This window comes from Sphingomonas phyllosphaerae, assembly GCF_029623345.1.
Lineage (GTDB): Bacteria > Pseudomonadota > Alphaproteobacteria > Sphingomonadales > Sphingomonadaceae > Sphingomonas > Sphingomonas phyllosphaerae_C.
The window spans coordinates 236558-253946 of record NZ_JAPYKH010000001.1; the positions used below are offsets into that span (position 1 = coordinate 236558).

Consider the following 17389-nt stretch of genomic DNA (forward strand, 5'->3'; position numbering starts at 1 on the left):
GTCAGGCGGTGGCCGGCGCGCCGGCGGCGCGGCGGCGACGGATCGCGGCGCCCGCGAGACCGAAGCCGAGCACCATCATCGCCCAGGTCGCCGGTTCGGGTACCGCGGCACCGAACGGCGTATAGTCGTAGGTGAGCGTGTAGCGCACCGTTCCGCACATATCGTCGTCGTTGAACGGCGGCAGCGGCCCGTCACTCCCGAGCCGGCAGGCGCCGGAGGCGGGGATCGGCCGAACGTTGACGGGGAGGTTGGTGAACGCCGTACCCGCCGGATCGCCGTAGAAGCCGTTGTCGAAGCCGTTGAAATAGACGCGGCGGTCGCTCACGAACGATGCCGGATCGAAGGTGGTGGAGCCCGCGCCGCTCGCGCTGACCTGGAAGTAGCCGAAGTCGGAGGAGGGCCCGGAGCGGAAGGTCACGTCGCTGCTGCCCGCACCGGTGATCGCGACGCTGAGGCCCGGCGTGCCGAAGTTGCTGCCGCCGAGACCCCAGCTGCTGTTGACGGTCCAGCCGACCGACGCAGTGCTGCCCGTGAGCGAGCCGGACGGGGCGGTGAGGATCCAGACACGATATTTGAGGACGCTGACGTCGAGCGTCACCTTGTTCAGCGTGCCCAGAGCGGAATCGAAGCCCGGCATGCCGAGCATGATCGACTCGGAATCATATTGGACGATCGTCGCCGCCGTCGCGCTCAGCGGCGCGAGCACAGCACCGGCTGCTGCGGCGAGAAGCCACTTCCGAACGTTCATGTCGTGCAATCCCCCTGCTCCTGTGGAGCGGCATCTACCGGTTAACCTTAATTTCACAAAGAGGCGGCATTCGTCCCAAAGCGGGATAGGGCGTGACCGTTGCCGCTTTGCAACGCCTGAGGCTAGGCAGCGCCGCCATCGGCGATTAAGTCACCTCGCCATGAGCTCGACCAGCACCACCTCGACCAACGATCTTCGCCGCTCGTTCCTCGATTATTTCGGCGGAAACGGGCATCGCATCGTTCCCTCGGCGCCGCTGGTGCCGCAAAACGACCCGACGCTGATGTTCGTCAATGCGGGCATGGTGCCGTTCAAGAACGTTTTCACCGGGCTGGAGACGCGGCCTTACACCACCGCGACGAGCGCGCAGAAATGCGTCCGCGCCGGCGGCAAGCACAATGACCTCGACAATGTCGGCTATACCGCGCGACACCACACCTTCTTTGAAATGCTCGGCAATTTCTCGTTCGGCGATTATTTCAAGGAGCAGGCGATCACGCACGCGTGGACGCTGCTGACGAAGGAATGGGGGCTCCCGGCCGACAAGCTGACCGCCACCGTCTTCCACACCGACGATCAGGCGTTCGATCTGTGGAAGAAGATCGCGGGCCTGCCCGATCACCGCATCATCCGCATCCCCACCAAGGATAATTTCTGGGCGATGGGATCGGACGGGCCGTGCGGGCCGTGCTCCGAGATCTTCTACGACCACGGCGACCACATTCCCGGCGGCCCGCCGGGATCGCCGGACGAGGACGGCGACCGCTTCGTCGAGATCTGGAATCTCGTCTTCATGCAGTTCGTGCAGGAGGCAGACGCGATCGTCGGCGACCTGCCGCGCCCGTCGATCGACACCGGCATGGGGCTCGAGCGCGTCGCCGCGGTGATGCAGGGCGTCCACGACAATTACGACACCGATACCTTCAAGGCGCTGATCGCCGCTTCGGGCGCGCTGACCCACACCGCCACCACCGGCGACAATCAGGCGAGCCACCGCGTCATCGCCGATCACCTGCGCTGCTCGGGCTTCCTCGTCGCCGATGGCGTGCTGCCCGCGAACGAGGGCCGCGGCTATGTGCTGCGCCGGATCATGCGCCGCGCGATGCGCCACGCCCATCTGCTTGGTGCCAAGGAACCGCTGATGCACCGGCTGGTGCCAGCGCTCGTCGCCGAGATGGGGGCGGCCTATCCCGAGCTGGTGCGCGCGCAGCCGCTGATCGAGGCGACGCTGCAGCAGGAGGAGACGCGCTTCCGCCAGACGCTCGAGAAGGGCCTGCGCCTGCTCGACGACGCCACCGGCGGAATGCGGCCGGGCGACACGCTGGCGGGCGAGACCGCGTTCAAGCTCTACGACACGTTCGGCTTTCCCTACGATCTCACCGAGGATGCGCTGCGGGCGCAGGGTTATCGCGTCGACCGCGCCGGCTTCGACGCGGCGATGGCCGAACAGAAGCGCGCCGCTCGGGCGGCGTGGAAGGGGTCGGGCGCCAAGGCCTCCGACGAACTGTGGTTCGACCTCGCCGACCAGTTCGGCGCGACCGAGTTCACCGGCTATGCCAGCGAGAGCGGCGAGGGCGTTGTGCTCGCACTGGTAAAGGACGGCGTACGGGTCGAGCGCGCCGCCGCGGGCGACCAGGTCGACGTGATCGTCAATCAGACGCCCTTCTACGGCGAGAGCGGCGGACAGGTCGGTGACGCGGGCACGCTCGCGACCGACGCGGGCACCAGCGCGCGAGTCACCGACACGTCGAAGCAGCTTGGCAAGCTCTGGGTCCATCACGCCACGCTCGACGCCGGCGAGCTGGCGGTCGGCGATACGGTGCGGCTGACGGTCGATCACGCGCGACGCGGCGCGATCCGCGCCAATCACTCCGCTACCCACCTGCTGCACGAGGCGCTGCGCCAGCGGCTCGGCACGCATGTGGCGCAGAAGGGCTCGCTGGTCGCGCCCGAGCGACTGCGCTTCGACGTGTCGCACTCCAGCGCGATGACGCCGACCGAGCTCGCCGACGCCGAGGCGGCGGTCAACGCGCAGATCCGCGGCAACGGCGCGGTCGAGACACGGCTGATGACGCCTGACGATGCGATCGCGATGGGCGCGATGGCATTGTTCGGCGAGAAATACGGCGACGAGGTTCGCGTCGTGTCGATGGGCCGCGAGGCGGACGGCGCGACCTATTCGATCGAACTGTGCGGCGGCACGCACGTCGGCGCGCTTGGTGACATCGGCCTGTTGAAGATCGTCGGCGAGAGCGCGGTGTCGAGCGGCGTGCGTCGCGTCGAGGCGCTGACCGGCGAGGCGGCGCGCGCTTACCTGAGCGCGCGTGACGAGACGCTGCGAGCGGTGGCGGCGTCGTTGCGCACCACGCCCGACGAGGTGCCCGCGCGAGTCACTGCGCTGCTCGACGAGCGGCGCCGGCTCGAGCGCGAGCTGGCCGAGGCGAAGAAGGCGCTCGCGCTCGGCGGCGGCAGTGGCGGCGCGCCCGCCGGACCGGAGCAGGTCGGCGACGTCGCGTTCGTCGGGCAGGTGCTCGACGGCTTCGACGCCAAGGGGCTGCGCGGCGCGGTCGACGAGGCCAAGCAGCGCCTCGGCTCGGGCGTGGCGGCGGTGATCGCGGTCAATGACGGGCGCGCCTCGGTCGCGGTCGGGGTGACCGAGGATCTGGTCGCGCGCTTCAATGCGGTCGAGCTGCTGCGCCGCGCCGTCGCCGCGCTGGGCGGGCAGGGCGGCGGCGGTCGCCCGGACATGGCGCAGGGCGGCGGACCGGACGGATCGCAGGCCGCCGCGGCGCTCACGGCGATCCGTGCGGCGCTGGAAGGGGCGACGGTCGAGGCGTGAGGGTGGTCGTGTTCCTGCGAACGCAGGAACCCAGCGCCGTGAGCGCCTCGCCTGCCGCATCTGGGCTCCTGCGCGCGCAGGAGCACGGCGCTTTGATCGGAGGTGAGCTGCTCCTCACCTGAGCTGCCACCCCTGCGCAAGCCGGGTTCAGTTGGGATGGACGAAGTGGCTGCACGCGACGTCACCCACCTGGACCTCGGCGTTCGCCGGGGCGGTGGAGAAGAGTCGAAGGTGTCCCGCTCGACCTTCGGCGCCACCGTCCGCATTGTCTCAGCCGTCACCTTCTGCTGTATCGTCGCGCGATGAACCGCACCTCCGCCGCGAGTCTGCTCGCGCTCGCCGTCGCCGCGCTCGCCACTCCGGCCGCCGCGCGCCAGCTCACCATCGACGACGTCACGATGCTCAGCCGGGTCGGCGCGCCAGCGATGTCCGCCGACGGCCACTGGCTCGTCTGGGCGCAGCGCGAGACCGACCTCGACGCTGACCGCGGCCGCTACGATCTGTGGCGGCTCGATCTGACCCGCGTCGGCGCCGCACCCGAGAAGCTGGCCGCCGACCCCAAGCTCGACGAGAACGACCCGCAGATCGTCGGCACCACCGTCTATTTTAGCGCCGACGACGCGATCTGGTCGGTACCCGTGACCGGCGGCAGCCCGCGCCGGCTCACCGACTTCAAGGGCGGCTTCGGCGGCTTCAAGGTCGCCCCCACCGGCGACAAGCTCGTGGTCTGGGCCGACCGCAATCCCCGCGCGCCCTCGCTCGAGCTGCCGATGGTGAAGCGCCGCGCCGACGCCGGCGCGGGCCGCACCTATGACCAGCTGTTCGTGCGCCACTGGGACACCTGGGCAGACGGCACCCGCTCGCAGCTGTTCGTGCTGCCGCTCACTGCGCAGGGCGCGCGCGGCAACGGGCGATCGGTGATGGGCGGGCTGGTCGGCGACACACCGTCCAAGCCGTTCGGCGGTGGCGAGGAAGTGAGCTGGAGCCCGGACGGCCGCACGCTGTATCTCGCGCTGCGCGAGGCAGGGCGGATCGAGCCTCTGTCGACCAACCTCGACATCTTCCAGGTGCCCGCTGACGCCAGTGCGGCGCCGACCAATCTCACCGCCGCCAACCGCGCCACCGACACCCAGCCGAGCGTCTCGCCCGACGGCCGCACGCTCGCCTATCTCGCGATGCGGCGGCCCGGCTACGAGGCCGATCGCTACGTGCTCACGCTGCGCGACATCGCCACCGGGCGCTCGACCTCGCTGACCGAGCGCTGGGACCGCTCGGTCGGATCGCTGCGCTGGGCCCCCGACTCGCGCTCGCTCTACGTCACCGCCGAGGACACGCAGGAAAACCCTTTGTGGCGCGTCGATGCCGCGAGCGGGCAGGTCACCCGGCTTACCCAGCAGGGCAACGTCGCCGCGGTGGCGGTCGGCGCGCGCGGCGCGGTGGTAGCGATGAACAGCCTCACCGCGCCCGACGACTTCTATCGCGTGGCGCCGGGTCGCGCGGCGCAGCGGCTCACCAGCGTCAACGCCGCCAAGCTGGCGGGCATCGACATGCCGGCGGTCGAGCGGTTCAGCTTCAAGGGCGCCAACGACGACACCGTGTGGGGCTATGCGGTGCGGCCGGCAGGCAGTTCCGGCAAGCTGCCGATCGCCTATATGGTCCACGGCGGGCCGCAGGGGTCGAGCAACAACAGTTGGTCGTATCGCTGGAACCCGGCGGTGTTCGCGGGCGCGGGTTACGCGCTGGTGGCGGTCGATTTCCACGGCTCCACCGGCTACGGCCAGGCCTTCACCGACGCGATCCGCAACAATTGGGGCGGCTGGCCGCTCGAGGACCTGCAGAAGGGCCTCGCCGCGGCGACCGCGAGGTTCGACTGGATTGACGGCGGTAACGCCTGCGCGCTGGGCGCGAGCTACGGCGGCTATATGATGAACTGGATCGAGGGGCGCTGGCCCGATCGCTTCAAGTGCATCGTCCAGCACGACGGCGTTTTCGACGCGCGCGCCATGGCGTATGAGACCGAGGAACTGTGGTTCGACGAGTGGGAACATGGCGGCAAGGCCTATTTCGAGGACCCGCAGGTGTTCGAGAAGTGGAACCCGGTCAATTATGTCGATCGCTGGAAAACGCCGCAGCTGGTGATCACCGGCGAGAAGGACTTCCGCATTCCCTATACGCAGGGGCTCGCGGCGTTCACCGCGTTGCAGCGGCGCGACGTCCCCTCGCGGCTGCTCGTCTTCCCCGCCGAGAACCATTGGGTGCTCAAGCCCAAGGACTCGCGCCAATGGTACCGCGAGGTGATCGGCTGGATGAACCGCTGGACTGGGCGCGCGGGACAGTGAGACAGGCTGGCGGCGGAACGCGCCGGGCTAACCTGGGTTGGTAGGCGCACCTGCCCAGGAGAGCCGACGATGTACGCTGCCCCGATCCGCTACCGACCCGAACTCGAGCAGCTGAAGCCCGACGAGGCGGAGACGATCGCGCAGCTCAACGCGACGTTCGACCGGATCCTCGAGACCACGCACGAGGATTACGGGCATGCCGTGCGCGCCGTCCACGCCAAGGCACATGGCGTGCTCGAGGGGACGCTGACGATCGATGCCGACCTGCCGCCCGAGCTGGCGCAGGGGCTGTTCGCCACGCCGGGAGAGCACCGCGTGATGATGCGGCTCTCGACCAATCCCGGCGACATCCTCGACGACGCCATCTCGCTGCCGCGTGGGCTGGCGATCAAGGTGTTCGACGTCGACGGCGAGCGGTTGCCCGGCGCCGAGGGACGCACGCAGGACTTCGTGATGGTCAACGGCAAGGTCTTCCAGGCCAAGGACGCGGACAAGTTCCTCGGCAGCCTCAAGCTGCTCGCGCCAACCACCGATGCGATCGAGGGCGGCAAGAAGGCGCTGTCGGCAGTGCTGCGCGGGGTGCGCAGCGCGTTCGGCGCGGTCGGCATCGAGAGCCCGGCGATCAACTCGCTCGTCGGCGCGCCCAACGTCGATCCGGTCGGCGAGACCTATTACAGCGTGACGCCGTTCCGCTACGGCGATCATGTCGCCAAGTTCAGCCTCCGGCCGATCGCGCCGGGGCTGCGTGCGCGCAAGGGCGATATCATCGACACCGACGGCGAGCGCGACGCGATCCGCCGCACCGTGCAGGAGGACCTGCGCGAGACCGACGGCGAGTGGGAGTTCCGCGTTCAGCTAGCGCGCGACGGGGTGCATCAGCCGATCGAGGATCCCACGGTCGAGTGGGACGAGGAGGAGGCGCCGTTTCACCGTGTGGGCGTGATCCGCACGAAGGCGCAGGACAGCTGGGATGCGGCGCGAGTCGAGCTGGTCAACGAGCAGATGCGCTTCAGCGTCTGGACCGGACTCGCTGCGCATCAGCCGCTGGGCAACATCAACCGCGCGCGCCGCGACACCTATCGGCATTCGGCCGACTTTCGCGCGCGGGCCAACGGCTGCCCGATCCACGAGCCGGCCTGAGCGCGGGTCGGTAGCGTCTCATTAACCTCGAGCAATTAGCGTCTTTCCTCAGGCGAGTGGGGAAAGCGTGTGCGCGAGGGACCGTTGTGGGACGCGATCAAGCGATCGCAGCTGGTGATCGAGTTCACGCCCGACGGCACGATCACCTGGGTCAACGAACGCTTCCTCACGGCGATGGGCTATGCCGCGCGCGAGGTGGAGGGGCGGCACCATCGCACTCTGTGCCCGCCCGCCTTCGCCGCTTCTTCCGACTATGCCGCGCTCTGGCGCGCGCTGGCGGAGGGCAAGCATCAGAGCGGATTGTTCGAGCGCGTCGCACGTGACGGCAGCGCGGTATGGCTGCGGGCGGTCTACACCCCGATCACGGGGGAGGACGGCACCGTCGAGCGCATCGTCAAGTTCGCCAGCGACGTCACCGCCGAGGTCAACCTCGCCGACGAGGTCGAGCTGCGCCTGCGCGAGAGCGTGCGCTACCGCGGCGAAGCCGAAGTCGACCGCGGGAAGATGGCGACGCTGGTCGAGCAGCTCGCCGGCGTGGTCGACGCGATCGCGGGCATCGCGGCGCAGACCAATTTGCTCGCGCTCAATGCCTCGATCGAGGCGGCGCGCGCGGGCGATGCCGGGCGCGGCTTCGCGGTGGTCGCGGCAGAGGTGAAGAAACTGGCGGGCGATACGCAGGCCGCGACGCTGCGCGCGCGGCAGATGATCGCGGCGTAGCGCAGCGCGAGCCCGCCGAGCGCCTCCTACGAGACGCTGCTACCGCCGCCGGATCAGCCCCTCCTGCGCTACGCTCGCGACCAATCGCCCGTCACGCGCGTAAATCGCGCCGCGATTGAAGCCGCGGCCGCTGCCCGACCAGGGGCTGTCCGCCGCGTACAACAGCCACTCGTCCGCGCGCACCGGCGCGTGCAGCCAGAGCGCATGGTCGAGGCTCGCGGTCTGCATGCCCGGCGTCGTCCAGCTCACGCCGTGCGGCAGCATCGACGTGCTGAGCAACGCGGTATCGCTGGCATAGGCCAGGATCGCGCGATGTATCGCCGCGTCGTCGCCCAGCGGCGCTACCGCGCGGAACCAGCTGTGTTGTACCGGGGCGCGCGGCACAGGATCGGTCCAGCGGCGCGGCGCGACCGGGCGGAACTCGATCGGGCGCTCGCGCAGCAGCGACTCGCGCCAGCGCTCCGGGATCGCGTCGCGCTGCTCGATTCGCCACCCATGCTCGCTCCGCAACGTCTCGGGCGCGGGCACGTCGGGCATCGCTGACTGATGGTGGAAGCCGGTCTCGTCGCGCTGGAACGAGGCGGTGAGCGTCAGGATCGGCCGCTCGTCCTGCCACGCCACCACCCGTCGGGTGGCGAAGCTGGCGCCGTCGAAATCGCGCGTGACACGATAGTCGATCGGCACCGCCTCCGACCCCGGCCGCATGAAATAAGCGTGGAGCGAGTGCGCGGCGCGGCCTGCGACGGTGCGCTGCGCCGCCTGGAGCGCCTGTGCCACCACCTGGCCGCCAAAGACGCGCCCGACCCCGCCGGTCGAGCGGCGCCCGCGGAACAGGTCGACGTCGACCGCGACGACGTCGAGCAGATCGACGAGATCGGCGACGAGCGCGGCGGGCGTTGTCTTCGCCATCGCCGGCGTCAGTAGCCCGCCGCGCGCGCGAGCCGGTCGGCGTGGTAGTGCGCGTCGCCGAACATCTCGGCGAGCACGCGCGCGCGTTTCATGTAGAAGCCGACGTCATATTCGTCGGTCATGCCGATGCCGCCGTGCATCTGCACGCTCTCCTGCACCGACGATGTCGTTGCCAGCCCGGTCATCGCCTTGGCGACCGAGACCGCCTCGTCGGCGGCGTCGCTGTCCGCGTCCAGGAGCTGCTGTGCCTTGAGCACGGCGGCGTGCGCCACCTCCATCTCGCTGTAGAGATGCGCGGCGCGATGCTGCAGCGCCTGGAAGCTGCCGATCGGCACGCCGAACTGCTTGCGCTGCTTGAGATAGCCGATCGTCATGTCCATCGCGCCAGCACCGACGCCGACCAACTCGGCCGAGGCGCCCGTACGCCCCGCGCGCAGCGCGCGGTCGAGCACGGCACGGCCACCGTCGATCTCGCCGAGCACCGCGTCGGCGTCGAGCGTCACGTCCTCCAGCGTCAGCCGCGCGGCGACGCTTGAGTCGGCGAGGCGCTCGGGCGTGGCGGTCAGCCCGGCAACGTTGCGCGGCACGGCGAAGAGCGTGACGCCGTCGGCTTCATCCTCGCCGCCGGCGGTGCGCGCCGCGACGATCAGCACGTCGGCGACATGGCCGTGGATGACGAACTGCTTGGCGCCGGACAGGCGAAAGCCGTTGCCGGCACGCTCGGCGCGCAGCGCGACACGGTCGCGGTGCTTGGCGCCCTCGTCGACGGCGAGCGCGGCGATCGTCTCGCCCGCGAGGATTCCGGGATACCAGCGCGCCGCCTGCGCGCTGCCGCGCAGCGCCTCCACCGCCGCGACCGCGGTGGTGAGAAAGGGCGAGGGCGACAGGTTGCGCCCGATCTCCTCGAGCACCACGCCGGCCTCGACATGGCCTAGTCCAAGTCCGCCCTGGTCCTCGCCGATCAGGATGCCGGTGAAGCCCATCTCGGCGAACTGCTTCCACAGCTCGCGCGAGAAGCCGGCAGGGTCGTTAGCATCGCGTAAGGCCCGCAGATGCGAGACAGGGGCGTGCTCGGCGACGAACTCCTTGGCGGTGTCGCGCAGCATCGTCTGTTCGTCGTTAAGGTAAAGCGGCATGTTGGCATTCCCGTGTTCCGGCGAAAGCCGAAACCCAGGGTTCCGGGCGCGCCGCTTTATGGCCCTGGGCTTCTGCGTTCGCAGGAGACCGGTCTCGATTTAAGCTCCCGGCAGCTCGAGGATCCGCTTGGCGACGATGTTGAGCTGGATCTCGCTCGTCCCGCCCTCGATCGAATTGGCCTTGGTGCGCAGCCACGCCCGCGCGCCCGCGCCGCCGCGCGACCGCTCGCTCTCCCATTCCAATGCGTCCGAGCCGCCCGCGGCCATCATCAGCTCGTGGCGTGCCTTGTTGAGCTCGGTGCCGACGTATTTCATCATGCTCGGCTGCGCCGGATGCGCACGCCCGGCCTTGAGTTCGTCGATGAAGCGCTCGGACATCGCCGCGAACGCCTTGGCGCGGACCTCGAACACGGCGATCTGCGCGCGCAGCAGCGGGTCGGCGAGGCGGCCGTCGTGATCGAGGCCGACCGTGGCGATTGCGCCCTCCACCAGCGGGTTGCGCCCGCCGCTCGCCAGACCCATGCCGCTGATCATCTCGCGCTCGTGACCGAGGAGATATTTGGCGACGTCCCAGCCCTTGTTCTCATCGTGGACGCGCTGCGCCTTGGGCACCTTCACGTCGTCCATGAAGGTCTCGCAGAAGGGAGAGTAGCCGCTGATCAGCAGGATCGGCTTGGTCGAGACGCCGGGCGAGTCCATGTCGAACAGCACGAAGCTGATCCCGCCTTGCTTCGACTCCTTGCTGGTGCGCACCAGGCAGAAAATCCAGTCGGCCTTGTCCGCATAGCTGGTCCACACCTTCTGGCCGTTGACGACATAATGGTCGCCTGCGTCCTCGGCGCTGGCGGCGAGCCCGGCGAGATCGGAGCCGGCATTGGGTTCGGAATAGCCCTGGCACCAGCGGATCTCGCCGCGCGCGATCCTGGGCAGGTGGTCGAGCTTCTGCGCCTCGGTGCCATATTTCAGCAGCGCCGGGCCGAGCATCGAGATGCCGAAGGAGTTGAGCGGGTTGCGCGCGCGGATCGCCGCCATCTCCTCGCGCAGCACCTTGGTTTCGGCAGGGGAGAGACCGCCGCCGCCATATTCCTTCGGCCAGTCGGGGACGGTCCAGCCGCGCTCGGCCATCGCCTTGAGCCAGCGCGCCTGCGGCGGGTTGGCGGCGGGGTCGTAGCGCCGGCCGCCCCAGCAGATGTCGGTATCGGCGCGTACCGGCTCGCGCATCTCGGGCGGGCAATTCCCGGCCAGCCAGGCGCGGGTCTCGGTGCGAAAGGTGTCGAGGTCGGTCATCGCTGGATCCTCGCGGAAGAGATGGCGTGGGCGGCGGGGGCGGCAGTGGTGTAATCAGAGGCGCTTACTCCGCCCCTCTCGCCGACTGGCGTCATCCCGAATTTGTATCGTGTTCGCCCTTTGGCGCGCCCCCAGAGAGCCAAGATCGTGTCCGGGGGACACGATCTCGCGCGAACACCATGGTGCCGCGTACTCAGGTGCGGCGACCGCCAGTGGGCGGGGGCGGCGCTCATTCGTCGGCTGGCCGACACCGCCCCAAGAGGCTTCGGTTGTCCACCGCCGCGCGCCGTCACTTGATCGCGCCCGCGCGCAGGCTCTTCGCCACCGTGAAGCCGTGCTTCTCCAGCCCGGCGACGACCTTGTCATAGCCCTCGGTCGCCGCCCAGAACATCGGGCCGCCGCGGTAGACCGGCCAGCCATAGCCGTAGATCCACACGACATCGACGTCGGACGCGCGCTGCGCCTTGCCCTCCTCCAGGATCAGCGCGCCTTCATTGACCATCGGGTAGAGCGTGCGCTCGACGATCTCCTCGTCGGTGACCTCATGCTGTGGCGTACCCGTCCTGTCGCGCCACTCCTGAATGATCTCTGCGACGCGGGGCGAGGGGGTGGGATTGCGCTTTTCGTCGTAGTCATAGAAGCCCGCCCGCTTCTTCTGGCCCCAGCGACCCTCGGCGGCGAGCGCGTCGCGAACGTTCTCGATGCGGCTCGGGTCGCGGTGCCAGCCGATGTCGACGCCCGCGAGATCGGCCATCTGGAACGGACCCATCGGCATGCCGAACTCGGTGTGGACGCGATCGATCTGCTCGGGCGTGGCGCCCTCGAGCAGCAGCTTGTTGGCCTCGACCTGGCGCGGCATCAACATGCGATTGCCGATAAAGCCATAGGTGACGCCCGCGACCACCGCCACCTTGCGGATGCGTTTGGCCAACGCCATCACCGTTGCGAGCACGTCGGGCGCGGTCTCGGCGCCGCGCACCACCTCGAGCAGCTTCATCACGTTGGCGGGTGAGAAGAAGTGCATGCCCAGCACGTCCTGCGGCCGGTTGGTGCAGGCGGCGATCGCGTCGATGTCGAGATAGGAGGTGTTCGAGGCCAGGATCGCGCCCGGCTTGGCGATGCCGTCGAGCCGCGTGAAGATCTCCTTCTTCACGTCCATGTTCTCGTACACCGCCTCGATGATGAGGTCGCAATCGGCGAGCGAGTCGAAGTCGAGTGTCGGCGTCAGCGCGGCCATCGCTGCATCTACCTGCTCGGGCCGCATCCGCCCTTTGGCCGCGGTCGCCTCGTAATTCTTGCGGATGACGCCGGTGCCGCGGTCGAGCGCCTCCTGCGCGGTCTCGACGATCGTCACGCGCAGGCCGGCGGAGAGGAAGTTCATCGCGATCCCGCCGCCCATCGTCCCCGCGCCGATCACGCCGACCCGCGCGATCGGGCGAAGCACGGTGTCGGCGGGGACGTCGTCGATCCTGGCGGCTTGGCGCTCGGCAAAGAAGATATGGCGCTGCGCCGCCGACTGCGTGCCGGTCATCAGCCGCATGAACGCCTGCCGCTCATAGGCGAGCCCCTCCGCGAAGGGCAGCTCGGTCGCCTTGACGACGCAGTCAATATTGGCGGCCGGCGCGTCGAAGCCGCGGAAGCGGCGCGCGTTCGCCTTCGTGAACGCGGCGACCGCCGCCGGATCGGCCGCGACGGTCTTCTCGGCGGCGCGCGGGATCGGGCGCTTGGCCTTCACCTCATTCGCGAAGGCGAGCGCGTCGGCGGCGAGACTGTCCTCGCCGACGATACGGTCGATCAGCCCCGCCTCCTGCGCGTGCTGGGCCGAGATCGGCTCGCCCTTGGCGGTCATCTCCAGGGCGACCCGTACCCCGGCGAGGCGCGGCAGCCGTTGCGTCCCGCCCGCGCCCGGCAGCAGTCCGAGCTTGACCTCGGGCGTGCCAATCTTGGCCGAGGGCACCGCGACGCGATAGTGGCAGCCGAGCGCCACCTCGCAGCCGCCGCCCAGCGCGGTGCCGTGGATCGCGGCGACCACCGGCTTGCCGCACGCCTCGATCATGTCGACCAGCACCGGCAGCATCGGCTCGACCGGCGGTTTGCCGAACTCGGTGATGTCCGCGCCCGCGAAGAAGGTGCGGCCATCGCAGCGGATCACCATCGCCGCGATCGACTGGTCCGCGGCGCCTTCCTTGATCGCGGCCTCCAACCCGATCCGCACCGCGGCGCCGAGCGCGTTCACCGGCGGGTTATCGGAGACGATGACGAGCACGTCGCCGTGGCGCTCGGTGCGGATCGGGGAAGAGGCGGTCATGCGTGCGTTGCTCCTGGGAGGCGGTAATGACGCTGGTCGGAATAGATTAGCGGCGGCGCGGCAGGTCGCGGTGCGGTGTCACACCGCCACGCCGGATGACTCGACGGGCTCGCACCAAGCTCCTATCGCGTCGGCGGATCGCTGCCGTGCTGGCCATACCACACCTTCTAACCATCCGTCGCTGTATCGCCCCGTGCGCTTCCCGAATCAACTCTAGTCTAGCCTCGCAGCGAACCCGATGTTCGAGCGGCGGAGACGGCGATGGCGGGTGGGAGGGGAGGGACGTGACTGGCAGGCGCAGTCCCACGATGAGGTGCGCGCGCCGCTCATCGTGCCGGGCAGTGCCTTAGAGGTGGAGGCGGACGATCCAGGGCTGTGGAGCGCACGTGGATGACCGCGCCGCCCGCGCTCCGCGCGCTTCTCGAGGCAAGTCGTGGCAAGACGAGCAGCTGATGTCGATCCACGAGGACGGTTCCTCTACATCCTCGGTCGCGCCAAAGACGTGGTGATCCGCAGCGGCGGGAACATCTACTCGAACGCAGTCCAGAACGTGCTCGCGGCGCATCCGACGGTGGGCGAGTGCGGTGATCGGCATGCCGGACGCGTGCTCGGCGTGGAGCGGGTCGCGGTGGCGCGGCTGACTGCAGGAGGCGGCGCCCACGAGGCCGAACTGCAGTGCAGCGTGTGCGAGCGGCTCGCCCCTTTCCAAGAAGCCCCGGCGATTGGCTCGCCGCCGAGCCAGTGCGGCGCAAACGCCGGTGGCAAGATCCGCGGGCGCGAGCTCAAGGACTTGTTCCGGGAACGTTTCGCGGCGTAGGGCTATTCCCGACAGGAGCGGGGAACGACAATGCGGGTGACACGGGACTTCCTGCGCGGACGCGGCCGCGATGCGATGAGCGAGCTGGACAAAGACATCCTTGAGCGCGCGGTCGATCGCATCGAAACCTTACCGGCGCGCACGATCGTCACGCGGCGCGGCGATCGTCTGCGCAACAGCACGTTGCTGCTGGAGGGCGCGATGTGCCGCTACATGGACGCGCGCGACGGTTTCCGCCAGCTCGTCGCCTTGCAGGTGCCCGGCGACTTCGTCGACCTCCATGGCTATCCGCTCCACCGGCTCGACCACGACGTCGGCACGCTGACCGAGGCGCGCGTCGCGGTGATCCCGCACGCGGCGATCGACTCGATCGTCGCCGATCATCCCCAGCTCGCGCGCATCCTGTGGCGCTCGACGCTGCTCGACGCCGCGCTTCACCGCGAGTGGATCTTCCGCATCGGCCGGCTCGACGCCGCGGGGCGGATCGCGCACTTCCTGCTGGAGACCTACCATCGGCTCAAGGCAACCGGGCGCGGCGGCGACGGCGTGTTCGACCTGGCGCTGATCCAGCAGGATCTCGGAGAGGCGTGCGGGCTCACCAGCGTCCACGTCAACCGCACGCTGCGGCGGCTGCGCGAGGAGAAACTGGTCGAGGCGGTGCGCGGCACGGTAACGATCCTAGACGAGAACGGGCTGGCACGCGTCGGCGAGTTCGACCCCGATTACCTCTACCTTGAGGAGGGGCCCTGGCAGGCGGTTGCTGCTTGAACTCAGCGTGCTTCCAAGCCGCCGTTCCTCTCGCTAGGTTGCTCTGATGGCCGATTTCCCGCCGCCGACCTCAGCGCCGGCCACGCTCCCACCCCATGCCGCCGCGCTGTCGGCCGAGGGCGACGCGCACGTGGTGTTGCGGCGCGATCGGCTGCTCGCCGCGCTGACGCTCACCGCAGGGATCGGGCTGATGCTCGGCCTGCCCTTCGCGCTCAAGTCGGGTGCCGAGTTCTTCATGCCGACCGCCATAGCACTGGTGGTGGCGCTCGCGCTGATCCCGCTGCTCGAGTGGCTCGAGCGGCGGCGACTGCCTTCAGCGGTGGCGGCGCTGGTCTGCGTGCTGCTGTTCCTGGTAATCGCCAACGTCGCGCTCGCCGCGATCGTCGTGCCGGCTACCGAGTTCTTCCGGCTGCTGCCGTCACGGATCGGGCGCATCCAGGACAATCTCGCGCCGCTGCTCGATCTCTATTCGAGCCTCGAAAAGTACGCCAACCGGACGCTGCGCCAGATCGCCAGCACGCCGGTGCGCCCGTCGCCGACCGCGGCGGTGGCGCCGCCCAGCTCGATCGTCGAGCTCGCCGCCACCTCGGCGCCTGCGGTGATCATCCAGATCTTCTACGCGATCCTCGTCGCTTTCTTCTTCCTGTCGGGCTGGACCCGCACGCGCGAGCGGATGATTACCGAGCGGGCGAGCTTCGGCGGCGCGATGGCGACCGCGCGCGTGCTGCAGGAGATGGTCGACGACGTGTCCTCCTATCTGGGCACGATCACCGTCATCAACGTCGCGCTTGGTGCAATCATCGCAGGTGCGCTTCACCTGCTCGGCATGCCGTTCCCGCTGATGTGGGGCGGCATCGTCGCGCTGCTCAACTACATCCCTTATTTCGGGCCGGTGGTGGCGGCGCTGCTGCTCGCGGTGGGCGGGCTGATGACCTTCAGCGACGTATGGACCGCGTTGTCGGCGCCCGCGATCATGTATGGCGCGCATCTCATCGAGGCCAACGTGGTGACGCCGCTGATCGTCGGGCACCGTCTCACCATCAATCCGGTGATGATCCTGATCTCCATCTCCTTCTGGGGCTGGGTGTGGGGCACGGTGGGCGCGCTGCTGGCGGTGCCGATCCTGATCATCGTGCAGACCGTCCTGTCGGCCGCCGGGCGGCCCGATATCGCCGGCTTCCTGTTCGAGCACGGCACGCTAACTCGTACCCGCGAGGGGGCGCCGGGCGCGCTCGCGCGGCGCAGCGACAAAGACGCCGAATAGCCGTTGACAGCCCCCGGCGTGCCGCCTAGTTGGCGCGCCTCACGCTTCTGCAAGCGGGTGTAGCTCAGTTGGTTAGAGCGCCGGCCTGTCACGCCGGAGGTCGCGGGTTCGAGCCCCGTCACTCGCGCCACCCCTTGGGGAGGCCGCAGATCCAAGCATGACCGTCGAATGTCGCAGCGGGCCGTCTCGGCCTGACACGACCATTGCGGGTGTAGCTCAGTTGGTTAGAGCGCCGGCCTGTCACGCCGGAGGTCGCGGGTTCGAGCCCCGTCACTCGCGCCACGGTCGGTGGTGGTCGCAGCGCGACGTTCTCGCCTGGCCGGTCCGCGCGATCTTGATCGGTGACTTCCCGACCGCCGTCACCTCACCGCCAGCGGCCGGTTTCCATCCAGCGCAGCAGCGGCTTGAGCGGCGTGATCCAGACGACCCCGGTGACGAGATAGAAGCCGAGCTGGAGCAGCGCCGGCCAGCGCCCGATCACGCCCGAGAGCGAGGCGATCGCGACGCACCAGACAGCGATCAGCAGCAGGATCGCGAGCATCCCTACCGGCTTGCGCCACGAAGGCGTCATCGCGGCTGCCCCGCGATCCAGCCGCGCTCGGTTACGATCGCGTCGAGCGGGGCGTCCCAAGGATCGGGCGTGATTGAGTCGAGCTGTTGCACGCTCCACGCGATACCGATGCGCAGCGCCGCAGGATAGGCCGCGAAGGCGCGGTCGTAATGGCCCGCGCCCTGGCCGATGCGGTTGAGCGAGGCGTCGAACGCCACCAGCGGGGTGAGCACGAAGTCGGGCACGACCGCGGCATGCCCGCCGTCGGGTTGGCGCAGGCCGAACGGTCCGTCCGAGAGTGCATGCTCGGCCTCCCACGCGAGGAAGCGGATCGGGGTCGCGCGATCGACGACATGGGGCAGCGCCAGCCGGCAATTGGCGGCGCGAGCGGCTACCTCCAAGGCCGTGGGGTCGGCCTCGCTGCCGATCGGCGCGTAGCTCGCGACGACGAGGCCGGGCGCGAGCAGCGCGACGAACTCGCGCGGGCAGGGGAGAGCGGGCGCCCCCGCCGCGACAAACGAGTCGCGCATGGCACGCGCCGTGGCGCGGAGCGTGCGCTTATCGGTC

General features: G+C 69.3%; 14 protein-coding genes and 2 tRNA genes. 9 read left to right on the forward strand and 7 right to left on the reverse strand.

Annotated features, from left to right (window positions below):
* Position 1: 1 nt before the first annotated feature.
* Complete coding sequence (locus QBJ89_RS01040) at positions 2-748, reverse strand: PEPxxWA-CTERM sorting domain-containing protein (RefSeq protein ID WP_277978683.1); 747 nt, start codon at positions 746-748, stop codon at positions 2-4.
* Positions 749-908: 160 nt separating this feature from the next.
* Here QBJ89_RS01040 and alaS point away from each other — a divergent pair, with 160 nt between their 5' ends.
* From alaS to QBJ89_RS01060, 4 genes are all read left to right on the forward strand, one after another.
* Positions 909-3587: an alanine--tRNA ligase gene (gene alaS / locus QBJ89_RS01045; protein WP_277978684.1), complete on the forward strand. Its 2679-nt coding sequence runs from the start codon at positions 909-911 to the stop codon at positions 3585-3587.
* A gap of 302 nt (positions 3588-3889) precedes the next feature.
* The gene (locus QBJ89_RS01050) at positions 3890-5926 is read left to right on the forward strand and encodes an alpha/beta hydrolase family protein (protein ID WP_277978685.1); all 2037 of its coding nucleotides are present in this window, start codon (positions 3890-3892) and stop codon (positions 5924-5926) included.
* A 69-nt stretch (positions 5927-5995) separates the two neighbouring features.
* Positions 5996-7066: a catalase family protein gene (locus QBJ89_RS01055; protein ID WP_277978686.1), complete on the forward strand. Its 1071-nt coding sequence runs from the start codon at positions 5996-5998 to the stop codon at positions 7064-7066.
* Positions 7067-7135: 69 nt separating this feature from the next.
* Entirely contained in the window at positions 7136-7783 is a 648-nt protein-coding gene (locus QBJ89_RS01060) for a methyl-accepting chemotaxis protein (RefSeq protein WP_277978687.1), read from the forward strand.
* A 39-nt stretch (positions 7784-7822) separates the two neighbouring features.
* Here QBJ89_RS01060 and QBJ89_RS01065 read toward each other — a convergent pair whose 3' ends face one another.
* The 4 genes from QBJ89_RS01065 to QBJ89_RS01080 all read right to left on the reverse strand — a co-directional run bounded on the left by QBJ89_RS01065 (position 7823) and on the right by QBJ89_RS01080 (position 13423).
* The gene (locus QBJ89_RS01065) at positions 7823-8692 is read right to left on the reverse strand and encodes an acyl-CoA thioesterase (RefSeq protein ID WP_277978688.1); all 870 of its coding nucleotides are present in this window, start codon (positions 8690-8692) and stop codon (positions 7823-7825) included.
* Positions 8693-8700: 8 nt separating this feature from the next.
* The gene (locus tag QBJ89_RS01070; protein ID WP_277978689.1) at positions 8701-9828 is read right to left on the reverse strand and encodes an acyl-CoA dehydrogenase family protein; all 1128 of its coding nucleotides are present in this window, start codon (positions 9826-9828) and stop codon (positions 8701-8703) included.
* Between the two features lie 99 nt (positions 9829-9927).
* Positions 9928-11115 carry an acyl-CoA dehydrogenase family protein gene (locus QBJ89_RS01075; RefSeq protein ID WP_277978690.1) on the reverse strand — a complete coding sequence of 396 codons (1188 nt, stop codon included), beginning with the start codon at positions 11113-11115 and terminating at the stop codon, positions 9928-9930.
* Between the two features lie 289 nt (positions 11116-11404).
* Positions 11405-13423, reverse strand: a complete 2019-nt coding sequence (locus tag QBJ89_RS01080) for a 3-hydroxyacyl-CoA dehydrogenase NAD-binding domain-containing protein (RefSeq protein ID WP_277978691.1) — start codon at positions 13421-13423, stop codon at positions 11405-11407.
* A 433-nt stretch (positions 13424-13856) separates the two neighbouring features.
* On the opposite strand from QBJ89_RS01080, the gene QBJ89_RS01085 reads away from it, so the two are divergent.
* The 5 genes from QBJ89_RS01085 (at position 13857) to QBJ89_RS01105 (ending at position 16554) form a co-directional block, all read left to right on the forward strand.
* Entirely contained in the window at positions 13857-14240 is a 384-nt protein-coding gene (locus QBJ89_RS01085; protein ID WP_277978692.1) for a hypothetical protein, read from the forward strand.
* 30 nt (positions 14241-14270) lie between these two features.
* A complete protein-coding gene (locus QBJ89_RS01090; RefSeq protein ID WP_277978693.1) occupies positions 14271-15008 on the forward strand; it encodes a Crp/Fnr family transcriptional regulator in 738 nt (245 codons plus the stop codon).
* Positions 15009-15054: 46 nt separating this feature from the next.
* The gene (locus QBJ89_RS01095; RefSeq protein ID WP_277978694.1) at positions 15055-16272 is read left to right on the forward strand and encodes an AI-2E family transporter; all 1218 of its coding nucleotides are present in this window, start codon (positions 15055-15057) and stop codon (positions 16270-16272) included.
* A 53-nt stretch (positions 16273-16325) separates the two neighbouring features.
* Positions 16326-16402, forward strand: a tRNA-Asp gene (locus tag QBJ89_RS01100).
* Between the two features lie 75 nt (positions 16403-16477).
* Positions 16478-16554 (forward strand) — tRNA-Asp (locus tag QBJ89_RS01105).
* Between the two features lie 82 nt (positions 16555-16636).
* Here QBJ89_RS01105 and QBJ89_RS01110 read toward each other — a convergent pair.
* Together QBJ89_RS01110 and QBJ89_RS01115 are read right to left on the reverse strand one after the other, a co-directional pair.
* On the reverse strand, positions 16637-16843 hold the full coding sequence (locus QBJ89_RS01110) for a DUF2842 domain-containing protein (RefSeq protein WP_277978695.1): 207 nt from the start codon (positions 16841-16843) through the stop codon (positions 16637-16639).
* Positions 16840-17352, reverse strand: coding sequence for a 5-formyltetrahydrofolate cyclo-ligase (locus tag QBJ89_RS01115; protein WP_277978696.1), 513 nt, complete (start codon positions 17350-17352; stop codon positions 16840-16842). Before QBJ89_RS01115 ends, QBJ89_RS01110 begins: the two co-directional genes overlap by 4 nt.
* Positions 17353-17389: the final 37 nt, after the last annotated feature.